Annotated in this window: 21 protein-coding genes; 8 read left to right on the top strand and 13 right to left on the bottom strand. The window is 73.2% G+C overall.

From position 1 onward, the window contains the following. The first annotated feature begins 26 nt into the window (after positions 1–26). The 4 genes from OG625_RS30625 (at position 27) to OG625_RS30610 (ending at position 4,363) form a co-directional block, all read left to right on the top strand. Complete coding sequence (locus tag OG625_RS30625) at positions 27–1,307, top strand: exo-beta-N-acetylmuramidase NamZ family protein (RefSeq protein WP_329387465.1); 1,281 nt, start codon at positions 27–29, stop codon at positions 1,305–1,307. Positions 1,308–1,400: 93 nt separating this feature from the next. Next, positions 1,401–2,732: a serine-threonine protein kinase gene (locus OG625_RS30620; RefSeq protein WP_329387463.1), complete on the top strand. Its 1,332-nt coding sequence runs from the start codon at positions 1,401–1,403 to the stop codon at positions 2,730–2,732. 100 nt (positions 2,733–2,832) lie between these two features. Beyond that, positions 2,833–3,507, top strand: coding sequence for a hypothetical protein (locus OG625_RS30615; protein ID WP_329387462.1), 675 nt, complete (start codon positions 2,833–2,835; stop codon positions 3,505–3,507). Between the two features lie 109 nt (positions 3,508–3,616). Then, positions 3,617–4,363: a 3-keto-5-aminohexanoate cleavage protein gene (locus OG625_RS30610; protein ID WP_329387461.1), complete on the top strand. Its 747-nt coding sequence runs from the start codon at positions 3,617–3,619 to the stop codon at positions 4,361–4,363. Here the strand turns inward: OG625_RS30610 and soxR are convergent. Beyond that, positions 4,344–4,787 carry a redox-sensitive transcriptional activator SoxR gene (gene soxR / locus OG625_RS30605; RefSeq protein WP_329387459.1) on the bottom strand — a complete coding sequence of 148 codons (444 nt, stop codon included), beginning with the start codon at positions 4,785–4,787 and terminating at the stop codon, positions 4,344–4,346. The genes OG625_RS30610 and soxR overlap by 20 nt on opposite strands. 112 nt (positions 4,788–4,899) lie before the next feature. Here soxR and OG625_RS30600 point away from each other — a divergent pair, with 112 nt between their 5' ends. Continuing rightward, positions 4,900–5,361 (top strand): MaoC family dehydratase, encoded by a 462-nt coding sequence (locus OG625_RS30600; RefSeq protein WP_329387457.1) that lies wholly within the window; start codon positions 4,900–4,902, stop codon positions 5,359–5,361. Here OG625_RS30600 and OG625_RS30595 read toward each other — a convergent pair. The 3 genes from OG625_RS30595 to OG625_RS30585 all read right to left on the bottom strand — a co-directional run bounded on the left by OG625_RS30595 (position 5,352) and on the right by OG625_RS30585 (position 7,584). After that, complete coding sequence (locus OG625_RS30595) at positions 5,352–5,990, bottom strand: TetR/AcrR family transcriptional regulator (RefSeq protein ID WP_329387455.1); 639 nt, start codon at positions 5,988–5,990, stop codon at positions 5,352–5,354. The genes OG625_RS30600 and OG625_RS30595 overlap by 10 nt on opposite strands. Positions 5,991–6,050: 60 nt before the next feature. Next, positions 6,051–6,359 carry a YiaA/YiaB family inner membrane protein gene (locus tag OG625_RS30590; RefSeq protein ID WP_329387453.1) on the bottom strand — a complete coding sequence of 103 codons (309 nt, stop codon included), beginning with the start codon at positions 6,357–6,359 and terminating at the stop codon, positions 6,051–6,053. A gap of 73 nt (positions 6,360–6,432) precedes the next feature. Then, the gene (locus OG625_RS30585; protein WP_329387449.1) at positions 6,433–7,584 is read right to left on the bottom strand and encodes an acyl-CoA dehydrogenase family protein; all 1,152 of its coding nucleotides are present in this window, start codon (positions 7,582–7,584) and stop codon (positions 6,433–6,435) included. A gap of 79 nt (positions 7,585–7,663) precedes the next feature. Between OG625_RS30585 and OG625_RS30580 the strand changes: the two genes are divergently transcribed. Further along, complete coding sequence (locus OG625_RS30580; RefSeq protein WP_329387447.1) at positions 7,664–8,320, top strand: TetR/AcrR family transcriptional regulator; 657 nt, start codon at positions 7,664–7,666, stop codon at positions 8,318–8,320. Positions 8,321–8,413: 93 nt separating this feature from the next. Here the strand turns inward: OG625_RS30580 and OG625_RS30575 are convergent, their stop codons facing one another. The 9 genes from OG625_RS30575 to OG625_RS30535 form a co-directional block, all read right to left on the bottom strand. After that, positions 8,414–9,217 (bottom strand): TIGR04222 domain-containing membrane protein, encoded by an 804-nt coding sequence (locus OG625_RS30575; protein WP_329387445.1) that lies wholly within the window; start codon positions 9,215–9,217, stop codon positions 8,414–8,416. A gap of 87 nt (positions 9,218–9,304) precedes the next feature. Next, a complete protein-coding gene (locus tag OG625_RS30570; protein ID WP_329387443.1) occupies positions 9,305–10,384 on the bottom strand; it encodes a Zn-dependent alcohol dehydrogenase in 1,080 nt (359 codons plus the stop codon). Positions 10,385–10,401: 17 nt separating this feature from the next. Continuing rightward, entirely contained in the window at positions 10,402–11,814 is a 1,413-nt protein-coding gene (locus tag OG625_RS30565) for an aldehyde dehydrogenase family protein (RefSeq protein WP_329387441.1), read from the bottom strand. Positions 11,815–11,912: 98 nt separating this feature from the next. After that, positions 11,913–13,358 (bottom strand): CitMHS family transporter, encoded by a 1,446-nt coding sequence (locus OG625_RS30560; protein ID WP_329387439.1) that lies wholly within the window; start codon positions 13,356–13,358, stop codon positions 11,913–11,915. 73 nt (positions 13,359–13,431) lie between these two features. Beyond that, the gene (locus OG625_RS30555; protein ID WP_329387437.1) at positions 13,432–15,666 is read right to left on the bottom strand and encodes a molybdopterin oxidoreductase family protein; all 2,235 of its coding nucleotides are present in this window, start codon (positions 15,664–15,666) and stop codon (positions 13,432–13,434) included. Between the two features lie 183 nt (positions 15,667–15,849). Continuing rightward, positions 15,850–16,479 (bottom strand): TetR/AcrR family transcriptional regulator, encoded by a 630-nt coding sequence (locus OG625_RS30550; RefSeq protein WP_329391122.1) that lies wholly within the window; start codon positions 16,477–16,479, stop codon positions 15,850–15,852. Positions 16,480–16,531: 52 nt separating this feature from the next. Continuing rightward, positions 16,532–17,833 (bottom strand): hypothetical protein, encoded by a 1,302-nt coding sequence (locus OG625_RS30545; protein ID WP_329391120.1) that lies wholly within the window; start codon positions 17,831–17,833, stop codon positions 16,532–16,534. A gap of 355 nt (positions 17,834–18,188) precedes the next feature. Continuing rightward, positions 18,189–19,031 carry a hypothetical protein gene (locus OG625_RS30540; protein WP_443067911.1) on the bottom strand — a complete coding sequence of 281 codons (843 nt, stop codon included), beginning with the start codon at positions 19,029–19,031 and terminating at the stop codon, positions 18,189–18,191. Positions 19,032–19,317: 286 nt separating this feature from the next. Then, positions 19,318–21,456, bottom strand: coding sequence for a right-handed parallel beta-helix repeat-containing protein (locus OG625_RS30535; RefSeq protein WP_329387435.1), 2,139 nt, complete (start codon positions 21,454–21,456; stop codon positions 19,318–19,320). Between the two features lie 182 nt (positions 21,457–21,638). Between OG625_RS30535 and hmgA the strand changes: the two genes are divergently transcribed. Beyond that, positions 21,639–22,952 carry a homogentisate 1,2-dioxygenase gene (gene hmgA / locus OG625_RS30530; protein WP_329387433.1) on the top strand — a complete coding sequence of 438 codons (1,314 nt, stop codon included), beginning with the start codon at positions 21,639–21,641 and terminating at the stop codon, positions 22,950–22,952. Positions 22,953–22,997: 45 nt separating this feature from the next. Further along, on the top strand, positions 22,998–23,747 hold the full coding sequence (locus OG625_RS30525) for a GntR family transcriptional regulator (protein WP_329387430.1): 750 nt from the start codon (positions 22,998–23,000) through the stop codon (positions 23,745–23,747). Positions 23,748–23,768: the final 21 nt, after the last annotated feature.

Here is a 23,768-nt window from a genome sequence, read left to right as displayed (position 1 = left end):
AGAGGGCCGACGCCTAGCGTGGCGGGATGACTCTGTCGCGACGGGGGTTGCTGGGACTGGCGGGGACGGTGGGGGCCGCGGGAGCCGTGGGTGCCGTAGGGGCTGCGGGTGCCGTGGGTCCCGTAGGGGCGATCGGTGCGGCCGCGCCGCGGGCCGAGCGGGTGCGTACGGGCTTCGAGCGGCTCGCCGCGGACGGGTACGCGGTCCTGGCCGGGCAGAAGGTGGGGGTGGTCACGAACCCCACCGGGATCACCTCCGACGCCCGCCACCTGGTCGACGTGCTGCACGCGGACGAACGGGTGGACCTGGTCGCGGTGTTCGGGCCCGAGCACGGGTTCCGGGGAACGGCCCAGGCGGGCGGTTCTGAGGGGGCCGGGCGGGATCCGGCGACGGGGCTGCCGGTGTACGACACGTACGACAAGAGCGGGCAGCGGCTCGCGGACGTGTTCACGGCGGCCGGGGTGGACACCGTCGTCTTCGACATCCAGGACGTCGGGGCGCGCTTCTACACCTACATCTGGACGCTGTACGACTGCATGCGCGCGGCCGCCCTCGCCGGCAAGGCGATGGTGGTGCTGGACCGGCCCAATCCGGTGGGCGGCCGGCGGGCGGCGGGGCCCGTCCTGGAGCGGCCGTACGCGAGCTTCGTGGGCCGGGAGCCGATCGCGCTCGCGCACGGGATGACGGCGGCCGAGCTGGCGCTGCTGTTCAACGGGGAGTTCCTGACCGACGCTCCGGTCAGGCTGCGGACGGTGGCGATGACCGGCTGGCGCCGGGAGTCGTTCTTCGGGGAGACCGGCCTGCCCTGGGTGCCGCCGAGCCCGAACATGCCGACCCCGGACACGGCCCTCGCGTACGCCGGCACCTGCCTGTTCGAGGGGACGAACCTCTCCGAGGGGCGCGGGACGACCACGCCCTTCGAGGTGGTGGGCGCGGAGGGGATCGACCGACGGTGGGCGGAGGCCGCGAACGCGCTGGGGCTGCCGGGGGTGTGGTTCCGGGAGGCGTACTTCACCCCGACCTTCTCCAAGCACCTGGGCAAGGTGTGCGGCGGGGTCCGGCTGATCGTGCACGACCGGGAGGCCTTCGACCCGGTCCGGGCCGGGATCGGGCTGCTGGTGACCGCGCGCCGGGTGTGGAGCGGCTTCGGCTGGCGCGCGGACCACTGGATCGACAAGCTGACCGGCTCGGACCGGGTGCGGACGCTGGTGGACGCGGGGGCCGGGGTGGAGGAGATCGCGGGCGACTGGGCGGCGGGGCTGGAGCGGTTCGAGGCGGTGCGCGGGGAGTACCTCCTCTACGGGTGAGCCGGTGGCGTCACGGGTCTGGCCGGGTGGGGGCGGCGGCAGGATGCTGGATCCACGGGACGGACGGCGGGCACGGCGTGGAGGGGGCACCTCATGGCGGAGAGCGTGGCCGGGATCGGGGCCGGGATCGGTGTGGGGATCGGTGTGGGGCCGTACGCGGAGCTGACCTTCGACTCCGAAGGGGACGTGGACCGGGCCACGTACGGCCCGGTGGAGCGGATGGAGGCCACGGACCTGCTCGTCTTCGCGCACGGCTGGAACAGCCACCCGTCGACCGCGACCCGGCTCTACGACCGGTTCTTCGCCCCCTTCGCGGGGCTGGTGGGGCACGGGGTGCGGCTGGGGTACGTGGGGGTCGTATGGCCCTCGATCCGGTTCTCGGACGAGCCGATACCGGACTTCGACTCGCCCGGCGCGCTCGCGGAGCCCGGCTTCGGCACGGCGCTCGACCCCGCCACGCGCGACGCCCTCGTGGAGTTCTGGCCGGGCCGCGACGCGGAGCTGGAGCGGATCGCGGAACTGCTGGAGGAGCGCCCCGAGTCGGAGGCCGCCCTCACCGAGTTCGGTGCGCTCGTACGGCGGCTGGTCGGAGTGGACGGGCTGTCGGCCGTGGCGGACACGGAGGTGCCCGCGCAGGTGCCCGCGCTCTTCACCGAGGAGGCCGTGGAGGTGTGCCGGGCCCTGGCCCTCGCGCTGGTCGAGGCGGGCGCCGCACCGCCCCCGGGCGTCGAGGGCGAGCGGGGCCTCGCCGTCGGTGGCGGGCTGCGCGGGCTGTGGGGCGGCGCGAAGGAGCTCCTGCGGCAGGCCTCGTACTACCAGATGAAGAAGCGGGCCGGGGTGGTCGGCGAGCGCGGCCTGGGGCCCGTACTGACCGAGCTGGCGGCGGGCCGCCCGGCCCTGCGGATCCACCTGATCGGACACAGCTTCGGGGCCCGCCTGGTCTCCTTCTCGCTGCGCGCGGTGCCGGACGCGGCCCGGTACGTCAAATCCCTGACGCTGCTCCAGGGAGCCTTCTCCCACTACGCGTTCTGCGACCGACTGCCGCACGACAAGGGGCACGGGGGCGCCCTGCGCGGACTCCAGCGCCGGGTCGACGGGCCGGTGGTCGCCTGCCATTCGCCGCACGACTCGGCCTTGAAGGTGTTCTACCCGCTGGCCTCCCGGATGGCCCGGGATTCGGCCGGTCTGCTGGGTTTCGACGAGCGGTGGGGCGCGATCGGGCACGACGGGGTGCAGGCGGTGCCCGGCGCGCCGCGGCTGAGCCTGGGCGCGGCCCTCCGCGAGGGGCTGCCGACGGCCGGGTGTGTCAGTGTGGACGCCGGTTCGGTGGTGCGGCGCGGCGGGGCCCCTTCGGGGGCGCACAGCGACATCTGCCATGCGGAACTGGCCGAACTCGTGGTCTCCGCGGGGCGCATGGGGCGCTGAGTTCCGGCCATGTGCCACCCGCACGCCTCGTCCGCCCCGCATGCGCCCGCTGCGGACCGGGCATGTTGGGCACATCGGCACAGGTGGAGGTGAAGGTGTGATGGCGGGTTTCCGGAGTCTGGCCTACCAGGTGCGCGACGCGCGCAACGACCGGGCCCTGCGGCGCCATTCGCTGCGCCGCTGCCTGGAGCGGTTCGCCCCGTACGGGCACCGGGCCACGTGGTGGCACCTGTGCGACCGGCACGGGATCGCGCCCGAGGACCGGGGGGCGGATCCGCTGCGGCTGGTGGCGGCCCTGGAGGAGTTGGAGGACGCGCGGGCGGTGTGGCTGGAGTACGAGCGGCAGTTCGCGGAGCGCCGGCGCCGGGAGAAGCACCACGGGCTGCGTCGGCCGGAGTGGGCGTGGGGCGGCAGCGGGGACGCGGTGGTGCGGTGCGCGGATCCCGGGGTGCGGCCCGAGGGGACGCTGGGCGAGGTGCTGCGGCGGCTGGTGAAGGCGCTGGAGTCGGAGCCGGGGACGGCGTGCCCGGTCTGCGGGGAGGCCGAGCTGCGGTGGCCGGCGGTGGTGCGGGGCGACGCGGTCGGGGCGGTCGGGGCGGGTGGTGCGGGTAGTGCGGGCGGTGGCGGCAGTACGGGCCGCGCGGTCGCCGCGGTCGGCGCGTGGGAGGGGGCCTGGGCCTGGGACGGGCCGGTGTGCGCGGGCTGCGGCATCGTGGTGCCGAGACCGGCGCTGGCGGAGGCTCCCTCGGCTTCGGTGCGGGCGGGGGCCGCGTGAGGTTGTTGGTGGCAGGGGCTCTGCGGGCGGGAGCTCCGCGGGCGAGAGTTCTGCGGGCGAGAGTTCTGCGGGCGGGGGCTCCGCGGGCGGGGGTCGTGTGAGGCCGCCGGTGGTGGTGCCCCTGCTGGCTTCGGTGAACGGCGCCCGGAGCGCTGCCGACGGCCCGGCCGTGCCCGTGTCCCCGGCGGATCTGGCCGGGTCGGCGCTGACGGCCGTCGCCGCGGGGGCCGGGGAGGTACTGGTGCACCCGCGGACCCCGTGCGGGCGGGAGAGCCTCTCGCCCCGGGTGGTCGGGCCGGTGCTGGAGGAGCTGCGGGGCGCGGGGGTGGGCGTACCCCTCGCGGTGTCGGCGAGCATCGCGGCCGAGCCCGATCCGGCGGGGCGGCTGGAGCGGGTGCGCTCGTGGACGGTGCTGCCCGACCGGGCCGTGGTGGACTTCGCGGAGCCGGGGGCGGAGGAGCTGGCGCGGGTGCTGCTGGGCCGGGGTGTGGCGGTGGACGCGGTGGTGCCGCTGGGGGGCCCGGCCGGGCCGGATCCGATGGCGCGGTTCCTGGCCTGGCCGGTGCGCGAACCGGGCCGGGTCCGGCTCGTGGCCGAGCTCGCTTCGGCCGATCCGGCCCTGGTGGCCGGGTTGCGCGGGCTGCCCCCGGTGGCGGTGGTGCTGTTCGGGCGGGAGGCCGCCGCCTGGCCGGTGCTCCGGCTGGCCGTACGGTGCGGTACGGGCCTGCGGATCGGCGTGGGCGACGTACTGCACCTGCCGGACGGGCGGCCGGCGCGGTCGAACGCCGAACTGGTGGCGGTGGCCCGGGTGGTGGTGCGGGAGGCGGCGGCTGCGGCTACAGCCGGGAGCCGGTGACCCGTTCGCCGATGACATCGTCCGGGTTGGACAGCGCGCAGGTCTCCAGCGAGAGGCAGCCGCAGCCGATGCAGTCCGTCAGGTGGTCGCGCAGGCGGCCGAGCTTGCTGATCCGCTCGTCGAGTTCCTTGCGCCAGGCTTCGGAAAGCCGGGCCCAGTCATCGCGGTTGGGGGTGCGTTCCTCGGGAAGCCGGGTCAGTGCCTCGCGGATGCTTGCGAGGGGGATGCCCACCCGCTGGGCGGCACGCACGAAGGCGACCCGGCGCAGGGCGTCACGGGTGTAGCGGCGCTGGTTTCCGCTGGTGCGGCGGCTGGTGATCAGGCCCTTGGCCTCGTAGAAGTGGAGCGCGGAGACGGCCGCGCCGCTACGGGCGGACAGCTGGCCGACGGTGAGTTCGTGGACGTTCTCGGGAATCTGCGGCACCCGGCCGAGGGTAGCCGGAGGTCCGTTGACATACACATACGGTCCCAGCATGCTGAGCAAACGCTTATTCGTCTGTTCGTGTGCACGATTCACCGCTAGGTAGGAGCAGGGCATGGTCGAGCCGAGGGTCTTCACGTCCACCGAGGAGCTGCGCGCCGGGATCGGCGAACCGCTCGGCCCCAGCGGGTGGCTGGAGGTGGACCAGAAGCGGATCGACCTCTTCGCGGACGCCACCGGCGACCACCAGTGGATCCATGTGGACCCGGTGCGCGCGGCGGACGGGCCCTTCGGTTCCACCATCGCGCACGGGTACCTGACCCTGTCGCTGCTGCCCAGTCTGGTGCCGCAGATCATGCGGGTCGAGGGCATGAAGATGGGCATCAACTACGGGACTGACAAGGTGCGCTTCCCGGCTCCGGTGCCCGTCGGATCGCGGCTGCGCTCCACCGCCGTGATCACGGAGGTCACGGAGGCGGGTGGCGGCGTGCAGGTCACGGCGACCGTCACGGTCGAGCGGGAGGGCGGCGACAAGCCGGTGTGCGTGGCGGAGTCGGTGTCCCGCTACTACTTCTGAGCGGCGGCGGCCGGGGGGCGCGCGCCCACCATGCGGAGCACGAGGTCGGCGTAGAGCGCGCCGACCTCGTCGGGCGTGCGCCGCCCGGCCGCGCTGAACCAGCGGGCCACGTCGATGCAGAGGGACAGGACGGCGAGGGTGGTGCCCGGCACGTCGGGGACGTCGAACTCCCCCGCCGCGACCCCGTCGGCCAGGATCCGGCGTACGGCGGCGTCGCTCTGCCGGCGCAGTGTCACGATTTCGGAGCGGTGCTCCGGAGCGAGAGCGTCGAGCTCGTACTGGACCACGCGGGCGGTGGTGTGGTGTGCGGCGTGCCATCCCACGAAGGACCGCACGGCGGCGTCGAGGCGCTCCGCGGCGGAGCCGGGGCCTTCGGCGGCGGAGGTGAGGATCTCCAGGGCCTTGTCGTGGCCGATCCGGCTGATCCGGTGGAGCAGCTCTTCCTTGGTCTTGTAGTGGATGTAGAGCGCGGCCGGGCTCATGCCGGCGCGCCCCGCGATGTCACGTGTGGTGGTGGCGTGGTAGCCGCGCTCGGCGAAGGCGTCGACGGCGGCCACGAGCAGCCGCCTGGCCGCGTCGGGGGTGACCTCCGACCACGGCCGGTAGCCTCCGGTTTCCGTGGTGTCCATCGCTCGCTCACCCTCTTCGCCTGGTAGGAGTGAACACCCTACCGGAGGGTGAGCAAGCGCTTAGCGATCCTGGGCGGTGGGCTGCTTCGGAGCGAAGGGGTCGTAGCTCGTCATGATCTGCTCCATCCGGGCCTGGTCGACCCGGCTGACGATCTGGGTGACCTCCTGGCGGTCGCGGATCACCTTGGCGAGGGTGAAGGCCGAGGTGGTCAGGTACAGCACCGCGATGCCGAGGAAGGCGCGGACCCAGCCGTCGGTGTCCAGGTTGTAGATGCCCAGGCCCACTGCGGCGATGGCGATGCCGAAGGAGGCGACGGCCTGACCGTAGTAGGCCCCCGTGTTCTGCTGCTTGACCGGTGTCTCGTTCATGGGTCCAGCATCGGGCGCGGCGGCCGCGGGCACATGGGCGCGCGTACTCACGTACGTACTCAAACTCCGTAGGTCAGAAGGCGGAAACTCCCGTGCGGGCTCGGCCGATGAGGAGCTTCTGGATCTGGCTCGTGCCCTCGTACAGGGTCATCACGCGGGCGTCGCGCAGCAGTTTGCCGGCCGGGTATTCGTCGATGTAGCCGTAACCGCCGTGGACCTGGAGGGCGTTGCTCGCGGCGCGGACGGCGGCCTCGGAGGCGAAGAGCTTGGCGGTGGAGGACTCGGTGGCGAAGGGCCGGCCGCGGTCGATGAGGTCGGCGACCCGCCAGGTCAGCAGCCGGGCCGCGTCCACGTCGACCGAGATGTCGGCGATCAGCTCCTGGACCAGCTGGTGGTGGGCGATCGGCCTGCCGAACTGCTCGCGCTGGGCGGCGTAGGAGACGGCGGCGTCGAGGGCCGCCTGGGCGATGCCGACGCAGCCGGCGGCGACCGACATCCGGCCCTTGGCGAGGGCGGACATGGCGACGGAGAAGCCCTTGCCCTCGGGGCCGAGCATCGCGGAGGCGGGCACGCGGACGCCGTCGAGGGCGAGTTCGGCGGTGGCCTGGCCGCGCAGCCCGAGTTTGCCGTGGATCTCGCGGCGGGTGAGGCCGGGCGTGTCGGTGGGCACGAGGAAGGCGGAGACCCCGCGATGGCCGGGCTGGTCGTTGGTGCGGGCGAAGAGCAGCACCACGTCGGCCCAGGTGCCGTTGGTGATGAACATCTTGCTGCCGCTGATCAGGTACGCGTCGCCCTCGCGCACGGCGCGGGTGGTGAGGTTGCCGGCGTCGGAGCCGGTCCCGGGCTCGGTCAGGCCGAAGCAGCCGAGCGCGTCACCGGAGCAGAGCCGGGGCAGCCAGTCGTTCTTCTGCTCTTCGCTCCCCCATGCGGCGATGGTCTTGGCGACCAGGCCGAGGGATACGGAGACGATGCCGCGCACGGCGGAGTCGCCTCGGCCGAGTTCCTCGGTGACCAGGACGTAGGCGAGGTGGTCGCCGCCGGAGCCGCCGTACTCCTCGGGGACGGTCAGGCCGAGGAAGCCGAGGGCGCCGAGCTTCTTCACGATGGCCCGGTCCACGCTCTCGGCGCGGTCCCAGTCGGCGGCGTACGGGATGACCTCGCGCTCGGCGAACTCCCGGGCGAGCCTGCGTACGGCGGCCTGCTCCTCGCTCAGCTCCATGTCCACCGGGCACCTCCGGGCGGCTCGTCCGGGGCCGTTAACTAGCACCGGTAGTTTATGGCGGGCAGGCCCTACTATGTGGCGCATGGCCAGACCGCGCAAGCCCCTCCTCAGCAGAGCCCGCATCGTCGAGGCGGCGGGTGCGCTGGTGGACGCGGAGGGTCTGGAGGCGGTGTCGACGCGGCGGTTGGCGGCGGCGCTGGGGGTCAGCGGCCCCTCCCTCTACAACCACTTCCGCACCAAGGACGAGATCCTGGAAGCGGTGGCGGACGCGGTCAGCGCGCGGGTCGACTTGTCGATGTTCGAGCCGGAGGCGGGCTTGGAGTGGCGGGGAGCGCTGCACGCGTGGGCGCACTCGTACCGGGACGCCCTGTCCGACCATCCGAACATCGTCCCGGTGCTGGCACGCGGCCCGGGCCGCCGTCCGGCGGGCCTGCGGCTGGCGGACGCGGTGTTCGGGGCGATGACGGCGGCGGGCTGGCCCCCTGGGCAGGCGACGCGGATCGGCGCGCTGATGCGGTACTTCATCCTCGGCTCGGCGGTGGCCTCCTTCGCCGGGGGTTTCGTGGACGACGAGACGGCGTACGACCCGTCGGACTACCCGCACCTGGGCCAGGCGCACCTCCTGGCGGAGCGCCGCCGCGAGGTCGACGAGGGCGCCTTCGAAACGGGCCTGACGGCGCTGCTGGACGGGCTGGCGCTGCAGTACAAGGCGCTGGCGCACGCGAACCCTGTGGCGTAGGGAGCGGGCGACTCGGAGCGAAGCGACTTGGGACACCGGCCGGGGAGGGGGGTGTCCCGTGGACCAGGGCGGATCAAGGCGGATCAGGGTGGATCAGCCGCAGCCGCAGCCACCGCAGCCGCCCCCGTCACCGCCGCCCCCACAGGTGCTGCTGGTGCCACCGCCGCAGCCGCCGTTGGACCCGGAGCGGCCGCTTCCGCCGTCTCCGGCCGCGGGCACGAAGCCACCGAGGGTGCCGGTTCCCGCCCAGTGCCTCCCGGACGCCCACCCGTTGCCCGACCGGGGCGCGGCGGGTGACGGCCGTCCCACCGGCAGCACCGCGCCCGGCGGGAGGCGGCTCAGTCCGTACAGGGCCACCTCGACGAGCTTGGGCTCGGCCGCGGCGGCGAACGGCGGCCGCTTGGTGAACCGGCGCAGCGCGGCCACGCCCGACTCGGTGGGGTAGCGGCGGTTCATCAGGTGCCGTCCTCCGACGGCGACGATCAGGCCGTCCTCGATCAGCCGCTCGACCAGCCGTTCCACGGCGGGGTGGTACGCCGTGTCGTCCCGCAGCCCCAGGGCGACACAACTCTCCGCCTCGGCCATGCGCGCGACCACGGCCGCCTGGAACTCGTCGCCGAGATCGTGACCGTCTCGCCTCACCGTCACCCAGTTCGAGCCGGACACCACAGTGAGTCGCCCCGCCAGATACAGCGCCGCCATGGCCGTCTCGGCCACGGCGGTGCGCCCACCGCGCAGGTACGAGGCTTCGTAGACGTCGATGTCACGAACCTCGGGCCGCCCGGGCGGATCGGTGGTGGGCGGATCGGTGGTGGGCGGATCGGTGATCGGCGGCTCGGCGGCAGGCGGAACCGGCCGCCGCCCGGTCCCGGCCTTACGTCGGATGAAGCTCCACACAAGTCCCCCCGAAATTCGGCAAGTCGGGGGAATTGTCCGTCGCCGCCCGCCGCCGTGCAATAGGCCCGGCGGCCGAGTCCGGGACGGCTAGAAGACGACCAGCGAGCGGCCGCCCTTGCCCGCCAGCATCGCGTCGAAGGCCGCCGGGATGTCGTCGAGGGTGATGCGGTCGGTGACGAGGGCGCCGAGGTCGAGGCGGCCCGCGCGGACGTGTTCGGCGATCACCGGGAGGTCGCGGGCGGGGTCGCTGTTGCCGTAGACGCAGCCGGTGAGGGTGCGGGCGAAGTGGAAGATCTCCAGGGCGTGGAAGGTGACCTGCTGCTCCTTGCCGCCGATGCCGACGACCGTGGTGCGGCCGCCGCGCCGAGTGGACTCCCAGGCTCCGCGGATGGTCTCGGCCCGGCCGACGCACTCCACGGCGACGTCCGCGCCCCGCCCTCCGGTGAGCGCCCGGATCTCCTTGGCGGTGGTGTCGGAGGCGAGTACGAACTCGGTGGCCCCTGCCGCCCGCGCCAACTCCTCCTTCGCCGGGGAGACGTCCACGGCCACGATCGGGCCCGCCTGGGCGATGCGCGCGGCCTGGAGGGCGGCCAGACCGACCCCGCCGACGCCGAAGACGGCGACGGACTCGCCCGGGCGGACCTGGGCGCTGTGGTGGACGGCCCCGTAGCCGGTGAGGACGGCGCAGCCGAGCAGGGCGGCCTCGGCGAGCGGGATCCCGGCGGGCGCGGGCAGCACGCAGTTGGCCGCGACGACGGTCTCCTCGGCGAACGCGGCCACGTTCAGCCCGGGGTGCAGCGGGGCGCCCTGCGCGTCGTGTGCGTAGACCGCCCCGACTCCGGTGAGCGCGTTGACGCAGAGCCACACCTCGCCGATGGCGCAGTGGTGGCACTCCCCGCAGGAGGGCGCCCAGTTGAGGACGACCCCGTCGCCGGGCGCGACGTGGGTGACGCCCTCGCCCACCGCGAGGACCGTTCCCGCGCCCTCGTGACCGAGGACGGCGGGGACGGGGACCCGCATGGTGCCGTTGGTGAGGGAGAGGTCGGAGTGGCAGACCCCGGCTGCGGTGAGCCGTACATGGACCTGCCCGGGGCCGGGATCGGGCAGCACGATCTCCCGTACCTCCAGCGGGGCTCCGACGGCGGGCAGGATGGCGGCGCGGACCATGATCGTCGTCTCCGTCTTCAGAACTGCAGGGACTTGGTCTGGAGGTACTCCGCCAGGCCGTGCGGGCCCAGCTCGCGGCCCACGCCCGACTGCTTGTAGCCACCGAAGGGCGCGAGCACGTTGAAGCGGCCGCCGTTGATGTCCACCTGTCCGGTGTCCATGCGGCGGGCGAACGCCACGGCCGTCTCGTCGTCCTGCGCCCAGACGGCGCCGCCGAGGCCGTAGACGGTGCCGTTGGCGATGCTCAGGGCCTCCTCCTCGTCCGCGTAGGGGAGGATCGAGAGCACGGGGCCGAAGATCTCCTCCTGGGCGATGGTCATGTCGGGCGTGACGTCGGCGAAGACGGTCGGGGCGACGAAGTACCCCTGCTCGTGCGGGGCGTCGGGGCCGCCGGCGACGAGGCGGGCGCCTTCCTCGATGCCCTTGGCGATGTAGCCGCGGACGCGTTCGTGCTGCTTGGCGTTGACCACCGGGCCGAGGCGGGTGTCCGGCGTGCGGGGGTCGCCTGTGGGGTACTTGGCGACGGCGGCGGCCGCGAGCGAGACGGCCTCCTCGTACTGGTCCCGGTGTACGAGCATCCGGGTGAGCGCGTTGCAGCTCTGGCCGGCGTTGTTCATGACGTGGCCCACGCCCGCCGCGACGGCCTTGGCCAGATCGGCCCCGGGCAGGATGACATTGGCCGATTTGCCGCCCAGTTCGAGGGCGACCCGCTTGACGGCGGCGCCGGCCGTGGCGCCGATCTTCTTGCCGACGGCGGTGGAGCCGGTGAAGGAGACGAGGTCGACTCCCTCATGGGCGGCCAGGGCCTGCCCGGCGACCGGGCCGGTCCCGGTCACCAGGTTGAAGACTCCGGCCGGGATGCCCGCCTCGTGCACGGCTTCGGCGAAGAGCTGTGCGGTCAGCGGGGTGTCCTCGGCCGGCTTGAGGACGAGGGTGCAGCCGGCGGCGAGAGCGGGTGCCACCTTTGCAACGACTTGGTGCAGCGGATAGTTCCAGGGCGTGATGGCGCCGACCACCCCGACCGGTTCCAAGAGCACGGTGGAGTTCCCGATCCGCTCCTCGAAGGCGTACGAGGCCGCGAGTTCGGCGTACGAAGACGCCACGGCGATCGGCGAGCCGACGTGCACCATCTCCGCGAAACCGAGCGGGGAGCCCAGTTCGGCGGTGATGGTCTCGGCGATCTCGCTCTTGCGGGCGATCAGTACGTCACGCAGCGCGCCGATCAGGGCGGCCCGCTCGGCCGCGGGCGTGGCCGCCCAGCCGGGGAGGGCCGCACGGGCCGCGCGTACGGCCGCGTCCACGTCCTCCTCGGTGCCGGCCGGCACCGAGGCGATGACCTGCTCGTCGGCCGGGTTGACGACCTCGATGCGGTCGCTTCCGACGGCGGGCCGCCAGGCGCCGCCGATGTACATCCCGTCGTGGGCCTTCATGTCATTCCCTCCCGAGCACGCACGAGCGCGTAGCCAGACCTCGCGGACACCCTACAAACTAGCGCCGGTAGTTTTCTGGGCGCCAGGGGCGGAGAGGATCAGATGATGCCGAAAAGCATCCCTGCCGCGAGGACGACCAGGGAGGTCAGGGCGGCCCATTTCACGGTGAAGCGGGTGTGGTCGCCGAACTCGACCTTCGCCATGCCGACGAGGACGTAGACGGCCGGAACCAGCGGACTGGACATGTGCAGGGCCTGGCCGACGAGGGAGGCGCGGGCGATTTCGAGCGGGGAGACCCCGTGAGCGGCGCCGGCTTCGGCGAGGACGGGCAGGACGCCGAAGTAGAAGCCGTCGTTGGACATGAAGTAGGTGAGCGGCAGGCTCAGCAGGCCGGTGACCAGCGCCATGTGCGGGCCCATGCCCTCGGGGATGGCGCCGACGAGCCAGTCGGCCATGTGCTTGACCATGCCGGTGCCGGTGAGGACACCGGTGAACACCGCAGCGGCGAAGACCATGCCGGCGACGTTCAGGACGTTGTCGGCGTGGGCGGCGATCCGGGCCTTCTGGTCGGGCATGTGCGGGAAGTTCACGGTGAGCGCGAGGGCGGCTCCGAGCAGGAACAGCACCGGGATGGGCAACAGCTCCATGATCATCGCGGTGAGGAGGGCGATGGTGAGGCCGGCGTTGAACCAGTACAGACGCGGCCGCAGGGTGGGGCGGTGGGGGTCGAGGCCTTGGAAACCGTCCTCGGGGGCGGCGGAGCCCGAAGCGGCCCCGGAACCGGCGGACACGGCGGAACCGGGGCCGCTTCCGGCAGGCCCGGCGGCGTCGGCAGCGGTGGCCTGCACGTCCTCCGCCCCCGCCCCGGGGGCGGCCATGACCAGTTCCTGCTCCTGCTCTTCCTCCCGCTCCGCGCCCGGCATCGAGAGGAGGCCGACCCGGCGGCGTTCCTTCAGACCGAGCACGTACGCGAGGACGAAGACGAAGAGCAGTCCGACCGCGAGGGCCGGGATCATCGGGACGAAGATGTCGCCGGCGTCGAGCTTCAGGGCCGTCGCTGCGCGAGCCGTGGGGCCGCCCCAGGGCAGGGTGTTCATGACTCCGTTCGCCGTGGCCGCGACGCCCGTCATGACCACCAGGCTCAGGCCCAGCCGCTTGTAGAGCGGGTACATGGCCGAGACGGTGATCATGAAGGTGGTCGAGCCGTCGCCGTCGAGCGAGACGATCGCCGCGAGGACGGCGGTGCCGACCACCACCCGCATGGGGTCGGCCTTGCAGAAGCGCAGGATGCCTCGGACGATCGGGTCGAAGAGGCCGACGTCGATCATCACGCCGAAGTAGACGATGGCGAACATCAGCATGGCGGCGGTCGGGGCGAGCTTTCCGACGCCTTCGATGACGTAGTCGCCGAGGTGCGCGCCCTGTCCGGCGAAGACGCAGAACAGCGCGGGAATGAGGACGAGCGCCGCGATGGGCGACATTTTCTTCATCATGATCAGGACCAGGAAGGTCGCGATCATGGCGAAGCCGAGGAAGGTCAGCATGGGGGGAAGGTAGGTGCCGCCTCCTTATGCCAACAAGACGTCCAGCCGTGAGCAATACGAGCAAAACCCCAGCTCAGGGCAGGGGCGTGAGCTCGACGGGGAATCCGTTGAGCACCGCCGTGCCGGACAGCGGGTCGAGTCGGGTTCCGTCGAGCAGCTGGTTGACGTTCGCGCCGGGCACGACGGAGGCCACCGAGAGCCGGGCACCGGCCCGGTCGTGTCCCCAGCCGTGCGGGAGGCTCACCACGCCCGTACGGACGGCGTCGGTGACCTCGACGGGAACCTCCAGGCTCCCGCCGTCGGCGGTGATCCGGGCCCGGCCCCCGTCGGTGAGGCCCAGCCGGGCCGCGTCCTCCGGGTGGACCTGGAGGGTGCAGCGGTTGGAACCTCCGGTGAGGGCCGGGACGTTGTGCAACCAGCTGTTGTTGGACCGCAGATGGCGGCGGCCCACGAGGACCAGGGCGTCGGGGCGGTCGGCGAGCGCCGCGCGCAGCCTGGGGAGTTCGGCCGCGATCGGGTCCGGGAGCAGCTCGATCCTGCCGCTGCGGGTCTTCAGTACGCCCGGGAGCCGGGGGCGCAGGGGGCCCAGGTCGATGCCGTGCGGGTACGCGAGCAGCCGGTCCAGGCTGAGCCGCTCCCCCTTGGTCTCGGCGCCGAACCGCTCTCCGTACGGGCCGAGTCGGAGCATCAGGTCGAGGCGGCGCTCGGGGCCGCTCTCTCCGGTGAGCAGCCCGGCGAGGCGGGCCGGGTCCTGTCCGTGCAGCGGGGAGTGCGGGTCGGCGGTTTCCTTCGCGAGGGTGCTCTGGATGGCGAGTTCGTCGACGGCGTCCGGGCCGGCGGCGCCGTGCATGCCGGAGACGGCGAGGACGAGGCGCGCGTGGATCTCGCACTCGTCGATGCGGTCCGTTTCGAGGGGGACGGCGGCGCGGGTGTAGCGCGCCTGGTTGCGGATGGCGAAGCCGTTGAAGGCGAAGTCGTGGTGCGCGCTCTGCGAGGGCGGCGGCGGGGGCAGCACGACGTGTGCGTGGCGTGAGGTCTCGTTCAGGTACGGGTCGATCGAGACCATGAAGTCGAGGCCGGCCAGCGCCCGGTCGAGCCGGTCGCCGTCGGGTGCGGACAGGACCGGGTTGGCGGCGATGGCGATCAGGGCGCGGATCCGCCCCTCCCCCGGGGTCTCCATCTCCTCGGCCAGGGCGGCGGTGGGCAGTTCGCTCTTGACCTCGGGGTGACCGCTGACCCGGCTGTGCCAGCGGCCCAGCGCGAAGCCCTTGCCCGGCCCCTCGGGGCGTGGCCGCGGGCCGGCGGCCGGGAGCGGGAAGAGGGCTCCCCCCGGCCGGTCCAGGTTGCCGGTGAGGATGTTCAGTACGTCGACCAGCCAGCTGGCGAGGGTGCCATGCTCGACGGTGCAGCTGCCGATCCGCCCGTAGACGGCCGCGGTGGGCGCTGCCGCGAGCGCGCGGGCGAGGGCGCGGATCTCGTCGGCCGGGAGGTCGCAGGCGGGTGCTACGGCCTCAGGAGTGAAACTCCCGAGCGCGGCCTCGAGTTCCCCGAGTCCTTCGGTCCGTTCCTCCAGCTCGCCGGGGGCGGCGAGCTTCTCCGCGACCAGGGTGTGCGCGAGTGCGGCGAGGAGCAGGGCGTCGCTGCCGGGGCGCGGCGCGAGGTGCCGGTCGGCGAGGGCGGCGGTGCGGGTGCGGCGCGGGTCGACGACGACCAGAGTGCCGCCGCGGGCACGCAGGGCTTTGAGCCGGCCGGGGAAGTCGGGGGCGGTACACAGAGAGCCGTTGGACTCGACCGGGTTGGCGCCGAGGAGGAGCAGGAAGTCGGTCCGGTCGAGATCGGGGACCGGGATGGCGAAGGGGTCTCCGAAGAGCAGGCCGCTGGAGACGTGCTTGGGCATCTGGTCGAGCGTGCTGGCGGTGAAGAGGTTGCGGGTGCCGAGGGCCTTGAGGAGCAGCGGCGGGTAGAGGGCGCCCGCCATGGTGTGGACGTTCGGGTTGCCGAGCACGACTCCGACGGACTGGGCCCCGTACTGCTGGACGAGTGCGGGGACGGCCGCGGCGATGGCGTCGAAGGCCTCCTCCCAGGTGGCCTCCCGGAGCCGGCCGTCGCGGCGGACGAGGGGGCCGCGCAGCCGGTCGGGGTCGGCGTCGAGCTGTCCGAAGGCGGCGCCCTTGGGGCAGATGAAACCGCGGCTGAAGACGTCCTCGCGGTCGCCGCGGGCGCCGGTGACGGCGGTGCCCTCGATGGTGAGGGTGAGCCCGCAGGTGGCTTCACAGAGGGGGCAGATGCGCAGGGCGGTGCGGGGCATGGGCCCTCCAGGGCGGCAGGCTGCGGCACGGACACGCGGGCACACCGAGCATACCGACCGGTAGGGACGGTGGGGAGGGGCGTGCGGGATCGAGCCCGCACCGGGGTGGAGGGGGCCGGTCCGGGAGGCCGGCCCGGGAGGCCATTCCGGGAGGCCATTCCGGGAGGCCATTCCGGGGGCGCGTCAGTCCAGTACGCGAGCCAGGTAGGCGTGCATCATGGCGCGGGTCTCGTCGACGATGGCGGGGTCCCCCGCCGGGTCGGTGCGGAAGGCCAGTTGGATCAGCGCGTCCGTGGCCTCGACGGCGACGAGGACCGCCCGCTCCAAGGTGGCGCCGGGGGACAGGCCGAGGTGTGCGCAGAGCAGTTCGGTGAGGCGGGCGGCGACCAGGTGGTTGGGATCGGAGGCCGGGCCCTCGGCCGCCGGCGCGGGCACGCCGAAGTCGACGAGCGCGAAACCGGGGACGGTGCGCTTCATGGCGAGGTACTCGTCCAGCACGGCGTCGACGACGGGCCGCCAGTGGGTGGCCGGGAGGCCCGCGAGGCGGTCCGCGATGCCGTCGGCGTAGGTGTCGAGGTTGCGGTGGGCGAGGGCGGTGGCCATGGCCCGCTTGTTGCCGAAGAAACGGTAGACCGAGCCGATGGGCACGCCGGCGCGCAGGGCGACGGCCCGGGTGCTGAGGTTCTCGTACCCGGTCTCGTCGAGGAGTTCCGCGCAGGCGTCGAGGATCCGGGCGAGCCGGTCGGCGCTGCGCTGCTGGATCGGCGTACGGCGCATGGGGTGGGCGGGCTGGGCTGGAGGCACGGGGTCCATCATGCCGCTCCTCGGTTCTCGGTTCGGCGGGGGCCTGGACGCGCTCGTCCGTCTAGTTCAGCAGGAGGCTCAGCCCTCCGATGGTGTACGTGATCATCAGCGCGAGCAGCGGGAGTTGTCCGGCCACCGCCTTCGCGGGCGGGAAGAGCCGTACGGAGCGGTCGTGGGCCGCGACGACTCCGAGCACGTGGCCGGTGACGACGGCGATGACCTGGAGGGCGGCGAGACCGCCGGGACCCAGTGGCGGCAAGGGTTCGGGGGCGTTGTCAGTGCCCAGTGTCATGCTTACCGTGCGTGGTCCTTCGACTACCAGGAGGGAGAAGTAGTGGGCGATGAGATAGCCGAGCGCGATCGGCACGAGTGAGTGCGCGAAGGCGGTCAGCGGGCCGGGGTGCGGGCCGCTGACGAGACGGGTGGCCGCCGCGCACAGGCAGTACAGGGTGGCGACGAGGGCAATGGAAGCGAGTAGTCCGAGGGTGGCTGTGGGGGTGCGGCCGAGGGGGGAGGTCTGCAGGGTGTCGATCCACGAGGGGTTGTCGGAGAAGCCGTCGTAGGCGGTGGAGCCGAGGAGGACGCAGACGGTGGCGACGAGTCCGGGCCGCTCGGGTGTCGCGTCGAGTCCGTGGAATGGGTTGCGGAGGACGAGGCGGCCGTCATTGCGGCGGCCGAGGGGGGAGAGTCGGGCAAGGAGGGCGGAGTACGCCTCGAAGGCGTCTCCGTCGTCGAACCAGCGCTCGCCGAAGCGGGCGGCGAGCAGCAGCTGGGCGGTGGCGTACAGGGTGAGGGCGATCAGGAGGGTGGTGGTGGATGCGGGATCGGGAGCGACGAGTTCGAGCCAGGTGAAGGCGAACAGCCCGGCGGCGGCCGGCCATTGGCCCAGCCGGGCGGGGAGGGGGCGGCCGGGGGTGCGGCGGGGCAGGGCCCGGGAGAGCAGGCGGTGCAGGGTGCGGAGCGGGTTGAGGGGGCGCCAGACGGGCCCGAGGAGGAGGGAGGCGGGGACGAGTCCGACCCAGAGGAGTACGTAGACGGCGCCGGGAGCGGGGTTGCGCTCGGGGTCGTCGGGGCCGAGAAGGAGGTGGAGCAGGACGGCGAGTGCGGCGGCGAGGCCGAGTGCGCGCAGGGCGGTACGGGTGGCCGGTGCGTCGACCGCCCGCTGGAGGGCGGCGGGGAGGGCGAGCCCCGAGCGGTCTCCACGGAAGCGGGAGGTCGACCAGAGCAGGCCGAGTGCGAGGAAGGAGACGAAGAGCGCGGCGAAGGCGCCCGCGAATGCGTAGAAGGGAGAGATCGGCAGGTCGTGCTGGGAGCCGATCCCGTGCGCGAGCGCGGTGAGCGGATCGGTCGGGTGGAGGACCACGTCCTGGCCGGCGCCGCCAACGCCCGCGCCCGGGGCGGGCCCCGGCCCGACGGGGCTCACCACCGGCCGGCCGGGGTCGGCGTCCCGCCGCAGGCTCGGCCTGACTTCCCGGACTCGGGCCCGAGTCCGGGGAGCCGGACCGCGGCGACGGACCGCGGGTGCGGGTGCGGGTGCGGGTGCGGGTGCGGGTGCGGGTGCGGGTGCGGGTGCGGCAACACGTGTGGGTGTCGGCGCGGGTGCGGGTGCAGGCGCGGACCCGGGTGTGGGTGTCGGCGCGGGCGCGGGCGCCCGTGTTGGCGCGGGTGCCGGTGCGGTGAGTGCGTGGGCCGGTGCGGTGGATGCGGCTGTGGGCGGGTCATCGGACGAGGAGTTGGGTCAGGACGAGGCCGGACTCGTGGGTCTCGACCTCGAAGAGGCCCGTACGGTCGACCGTCAGGGTCAGGGTGGCCTCCTGGCCTGCGGGCAGGGTGAGTTCCTTGTCGTAGCCGTGGACGTGCAGGGTGTCCGCGCGGTCGCTCGTGACGCGCAGGGTGACCCGCTCGCCGCGCCGCAGCTCGGTGCGGGCGGGGGCGGGGCTGACCTTGCCGTCCCGGACGGTGACGCTGACCGTGCGGTCGGCCTCCGGCGTCGCCGGGGACGGCGGTGGGGTGTGGCCGTGGCCGCCGGTCCCGCCCGGGGCGGCGGCGGTGAGCTGGAGCGTGCCCTCGACCGGCTTGCCGGAGACCGCCCAGGCGGTGTGGTCGTCCGCGTAGAGGCGGACGGTCAGGGTGTGCGCGCCCTCGGGGACCTGCGCGGCGGGCAGGTGGAACCAGGGGCCGTACAGCCGGGCGAGTTTGCGTCCGTCGAGCTCCAGGTGCGCGTGGCCAGCGCCCGGCAGGGCCGCTCCGCCGGTGCTGTCGGGGGTGAAGCGGTAGTTCTTCACCGTCAGTTGGAGGTTCCAGCCGTCCTCGGAGTCCGGACGGGCGGCGAGCTGGACCTCCGGCGCGCCCTCGGCCGGGACCTCTCGGAGGCGGTGGCCCGCGCCGTCTTCGGTGGTGAGCAGGGTGCCCACGTTGCCGGAGGCCTGCTCGTGGGTGGTGCCGGGCTTGTGGTGGGTGGTGGCCCGCCCGCCGCAGCCCGTCACCGCGCCGCCTGCCAGGATCAGGACGAGGGCGAGCAGGGCCGCGGTCCGGGCGGTCCGGCCGCGCCCGCGCGGTATCCGGGGCGGGGCCGCGCAGACGTCGCACCGGATGCGCTCGACGGAAGGGTCGTCACTCACCGCGTCCCTCCCCCGGTGCGGCCGGCCGGGCGATGCCGGTCGAGCCGCTGGTGCCGGTGGTGCCGGGGCCCCGGGCGGGCCCCGCCCCGCGCCCGGGCGGGGCGACGGGTGGGACGACGGGCGGCGGAGGCCGCCGGGGCGGGCCTGGCCGGGGCTGCCGGGTGGGGGCTCCCGGTCGGTTCGGCGGTGTGGGGCCGGGCGGGTGCCGACCCGGTGGGGTGGGTGCTCATGCGGTGGCCTCCGGGGTGGACGGGGGTTCGGGGGCTGTCGCGCGCAGGGACGGGGAGGGGCCCGCCGGGACGGGGGTGCGGTCTCCGGCCGGGTCGCCGCCGGGGCCGGAGGGGCGGGCCGGGTTGCCGGGGCGGGCCGAGGCGACGACCGCCCACAGGACCCAGACCACGGCCACCAGGGCCCTTAGCCAGGCGGGGCTCAGGGGGGTCCAGGGGATCATCAGGACCGCCTTGTCGAAGGCGTCCAGCAGGGTCAGTCCGGCCAGCAGCAGGGTCAGGCGGGCCAGCCAGGGGCGGGTGGGGCGCAGGGCGAGGCCCGCTCCCGTCCACCACAGGCCGAGCAGGAGGAGGGCCAGCGCGGGGACGAAGGTCGCGGTGAGGGACATGGTGGAGCCGGCCACGTCCAGGGCCAGGCCCGCCAGGCCGAGGAGGGAGGCCACCGTGCCGAGGCGGGAGGTGCGCAGGCGGCGCCACCACAGGACCCCGCCGACCAGGAGGAGGACCGCCGCCACGGCCAGCGCGAGCTGGGTCTCGACCCGCTCCAGGCCGCGTGCGCCGTACCAGTCGCAGCCGGCCGGGAGTTTGCGGGCCTGGACGCTGTAGTCGGCGCAGACGAGGAGCTGGACCAGCTTGACCGGTTCGCCGACGAGGCGGGCCGAGGCCCCCGAGACCTCGCCGCGCGCTGCGCCGCACTGCGGGACCGTGCCCGGGGTGGAGCCGTCGGGGCCGTCCTGCCAGCAGTTGCCGCGGCCCTGGCCGTCCCACCACACGTCCATGCCGTTGGGGCGGGCGGCGCCGGACTTGTCCTTGCCCATGACGTTCGCGGCGTACCGGTTGTGGTGGGAGGTGTCCGTCTGCTTGGACCACGCCTCCTCGCCGCGGATGAAGGCGGGGACGGCGCTGAGGAAGAAGCCGGCGCGCTGATGCCCGTACACCCAGTTGTTCTCGTAGAGGTTCCAGTTGCCGCCGGCGGTGATGATGCCGGTGCCCGGGGGCATGGAGATCTGCGGGCAGACCACGCCCCGCTCGTAGCCGCGCTCGATGGGCGGCTTGGCGCAGGTGCCGTCGGCCACGTACCCGTAGTAGTCCTGGTTGTTGTCGTGGATCAGGTTCCGCTCGAACTTGGCGTGGTTCTGCGGGAGTCCGGGGTGGCCGGGGAAGGCGCTGTCCATGGAGGCGCCGCCCATGTTCTGGTCGAACTCGTTGTCGTGCACCCACACGGAGTCGCCCGCGGTGCCCGAGTAGCCGACCATGTTGTGGTGGCTGCGGCAGCCGGTGATCTCGATGGAGTAGCGGGGGACGTCGTAGCCGCGTCCGTCGTTGATGTTGGAGGCGCTGCCGGGGTAGATGCCGGAGTCGCCGTTCCCGTACGACTCGCAGTTCTTGTAGAGCCCGTGGTCGCTGGCGAAGGTCAGGAAGCCGTACTCGTCGTTCCAGCGGGTGAGCACGTCGTCGATGACGAAGCCGTCGGCCGCGAGCACGTACAGCGAGTTGAAGGTGGTGCGCTGGGCGGTGAAGTTCCGGAAGTAGACGCCGTTGGACTTGTCGGCGCGGATGCCGTTGAGCTTCTGGTACTTGGCGTCGATGACGACGTCCATGCGGGAGGCGCCGGTGCCCTCGATCTGCAGGTTCGTCTTGCCGAGGATGGCGACGAGGTTCTGGTTGTGGCGGCAGGCCACCTGCTGCTCGTAGCTGAGGATCTGGTAGCCGAGCGAGGAGTTCGGAGCCTTGAGCGAGGCGCACTCCCCCGTCGGGGTGCCGAGCGAGGGCTCCTCCTCGTACAGGCCGGGGAGGATCGCGATGTTCATCCCGGGCCGGTCGACGGCGTCGACGGCCTGCTGGAGGTGGCGGTAGCCGCTCTTCCCGCACTGCTCGAACAGGGCGAGGTTGCGGTCCTTGAGCTCCTGCGGGAAGCCGGATATCCGGCGTTCGAAGTCGGGCCGGTCCGTCTTGCAGACCACCAGGTCCGGCTCCGCCTTGCGGTATTCGGGGACGGATCCGGTGCCGTCGGGGAAGGTGACGGGGCGCTCCTCGTGCGCGCTCGCGGGGGGCGCGGCGACGAGGAGGGACAGGAGAGCGAGGAGGGCGGCGAGGAACGCCGCCGGCACGGCAGGAAACCTGCGGGTCCACGACATGCGCGTGAGAGTAGAGCATTGTTCATCTTTTGGGATCCCCCTCCGCACGAATCCGATCAACGTCCATGCGGAGCCGCTCGGCGTCCCGCGCGGAGCCGATCCGCTTCCGTCCACCGTTGACGCGCGGGCCGCGGAATCCTACTGTCAACCATAGGATTCCTTCTACGGAGCGGGAGCAGCAGATGAGCGAGCAGGCCAGGAAGACGGCGGAGGGGCTGGAGTACCTCACCGGCTTCGGGAACGAGCACAGCTCGGAGGCCGTGCCCGGTGCACTGCCGCTCGGCCGGAACTCGCCCCAGCGGGCCCCGCTCGGCCTCTACGCAGAGCAGCTCAGCGGCAGCGCCTTCACCGAGCCCCGCACCCACAACCGCCGCTCCTGGCTCTACCGGATCCGCCCCTCGGCCGCGCACCCGCCCTTCACCCGCGTGGACAACGGGGCCCTGCGCACCGCGCCCTTCACCGAGGCCGCCGCGGACCCCAACCGGCTGCGCTGGAACCCGCTGCCCGACCCGGCCCCCGGCACCGACTTCCTGGCCGGTTTGTGGACCCTGGGCGGCAACGGCGACGCGGCGCAGCGCACGGGCATGGCCATCCACCTCTACGCCGCGAACGCCGACATGACCGACCGGGTGTTCAGCGACTCCGACGGCGAGCTGCTGATCGTCCCGGAGCGCGGCGGGCTGCTCCTGCGCACCGAGCTCGGCCTGCTCAGCGCCGGCCCCGGCGAGATGGCCCTGATCCCCCGCGGCGTGCGCTTCCGCGTTGAGCTCCTCGGGGACGACGCCCGCGGCTACGTCTGCGAGAACTACGGCCAGCCCTTCGAGCTGCCGAACCTCGGCCCGATCGGCGCCAACGGTCTCGCGGCCTCGCGGGACTTCCGGGCGCCCGTCGCTTCGTACGAGGACGTGGAGCGGCCGACCGAGGTGGTCAACAAGTTCTGCGGCAACCTCTGGTCGGCCACCTACGACCACTCCCCGCTGGACGTCGTCGCCTGGCACGGCACGCACGTCCCGTACGTCTACGACCTGCGCCGTTTCAATGTGATCGGGTCCATCAGCTACGACCACCCGGACCCGTCGATCTTCACCGTGCTGACCGCGCCCACCGACACCCCCGGGCTCGCGGGCGTGGACTTCGTGGTCTTCGCCCCGCGCTGGCTGGTCGGCGAGGACACCTTCCGCCCGCCCTACTTCCACCGCAACGTGATGAGCGAGTACATGGGCCTGATCGAGGGCGCCTACGACGCCAAGGCCGAGGGCTTCGTCCCCGGCGGCGGCTCGCTCCACAACATGATGTCCGCGCACGGTCCGGACCGTGAGACCTTCGACCGGGCGAGCGCCGCCGAGCTGAAGCCGCAGAAGATCGACGACGGCCTGGCCTTCATGTTCGAGACCCGCTGGCCGATCACCGCCACCGCCCAGGCGGCCGGCGCGGACCACCTCCAGCGCGCATACGACGACGTCTGGCAGGGGCTCCAGCGCCACTTCCGCGCCTAATATGCGCAGGACACCGCCCCTGTCAGCCCTACGGAGACCCCACCCGTGACCGCCTTCGCCCCCGACTCGCTGGTCCTGAACCGGAAACTGCCGCTCTGGTACCAGGTCTCACAGTCGCTGCGCGCCTCGATACTCGGGCGCACCCCGGACGCCTCGCTGCGGCTGCCCACCGAGGAGCAGCTCGCCGAGCACTACGGGGTGAGCGTGCTGACCATGCGGCAGGCGCTCAAGGAGCTGGAGGGCGAGGGCCTGATCAGCCGGCACCGGCGGCGCGGCACCTTCATCGAGCCGGGGGCCCTTCGGGCCGCCCCGGTGCGGCTGCTGGGCTCGGTCGACGCGATCGTGGCCCAGCAGTCGGGCGAGCGCACGACGATCCTCGGGCACGGTCGGACGGCGGTGTCCGGGGAGCTGCTGGAGCACTTCCCGGACACGGCGGAGGTGGTCACGTACCGCCGGCTGCGCCACGACCGGGAGAGCGGCGAGCCGAGCAACTGGGCGGAGAACGCGGTCCTTCCGGAGTTCGCCGAGTCCGTGGACCTCGCCGATCTCGAACGGTGGCCGATGACGAAGGTGCTGCGGGACGTGGTCGGGGTGCGCATCAGCCGGATCACGGACACGGTCGAGGCCCGGCTCGCCGACCCGGAGACGGCCGAGCTGCTCCAGGTCCCGCTGCTCAGCCCGATCCTGCACTACACGGGCGTGACGTACGACGAGGACGGCCGGGCGGTGGACGTGGCCCGGATCCGCTACCGCGGCGACCGGTTCTCCTTCACGGTCACGGTCGACGCGCACTGAGAACGGCGCCGGGGCGGCGGG

It is taken from the genome of Streptomyces sp. NBC_01351 (genome assembly GCF_036237315.1).
Taxonomy (GTDB): Bacteria; Actinomycetota; Actinomycetes; order Streptomycetales; family Streptomycetaceae; genus Streptomyces.
This window is presented reverse-complemented; position numbering and strand designations above follow the sequence as displayed.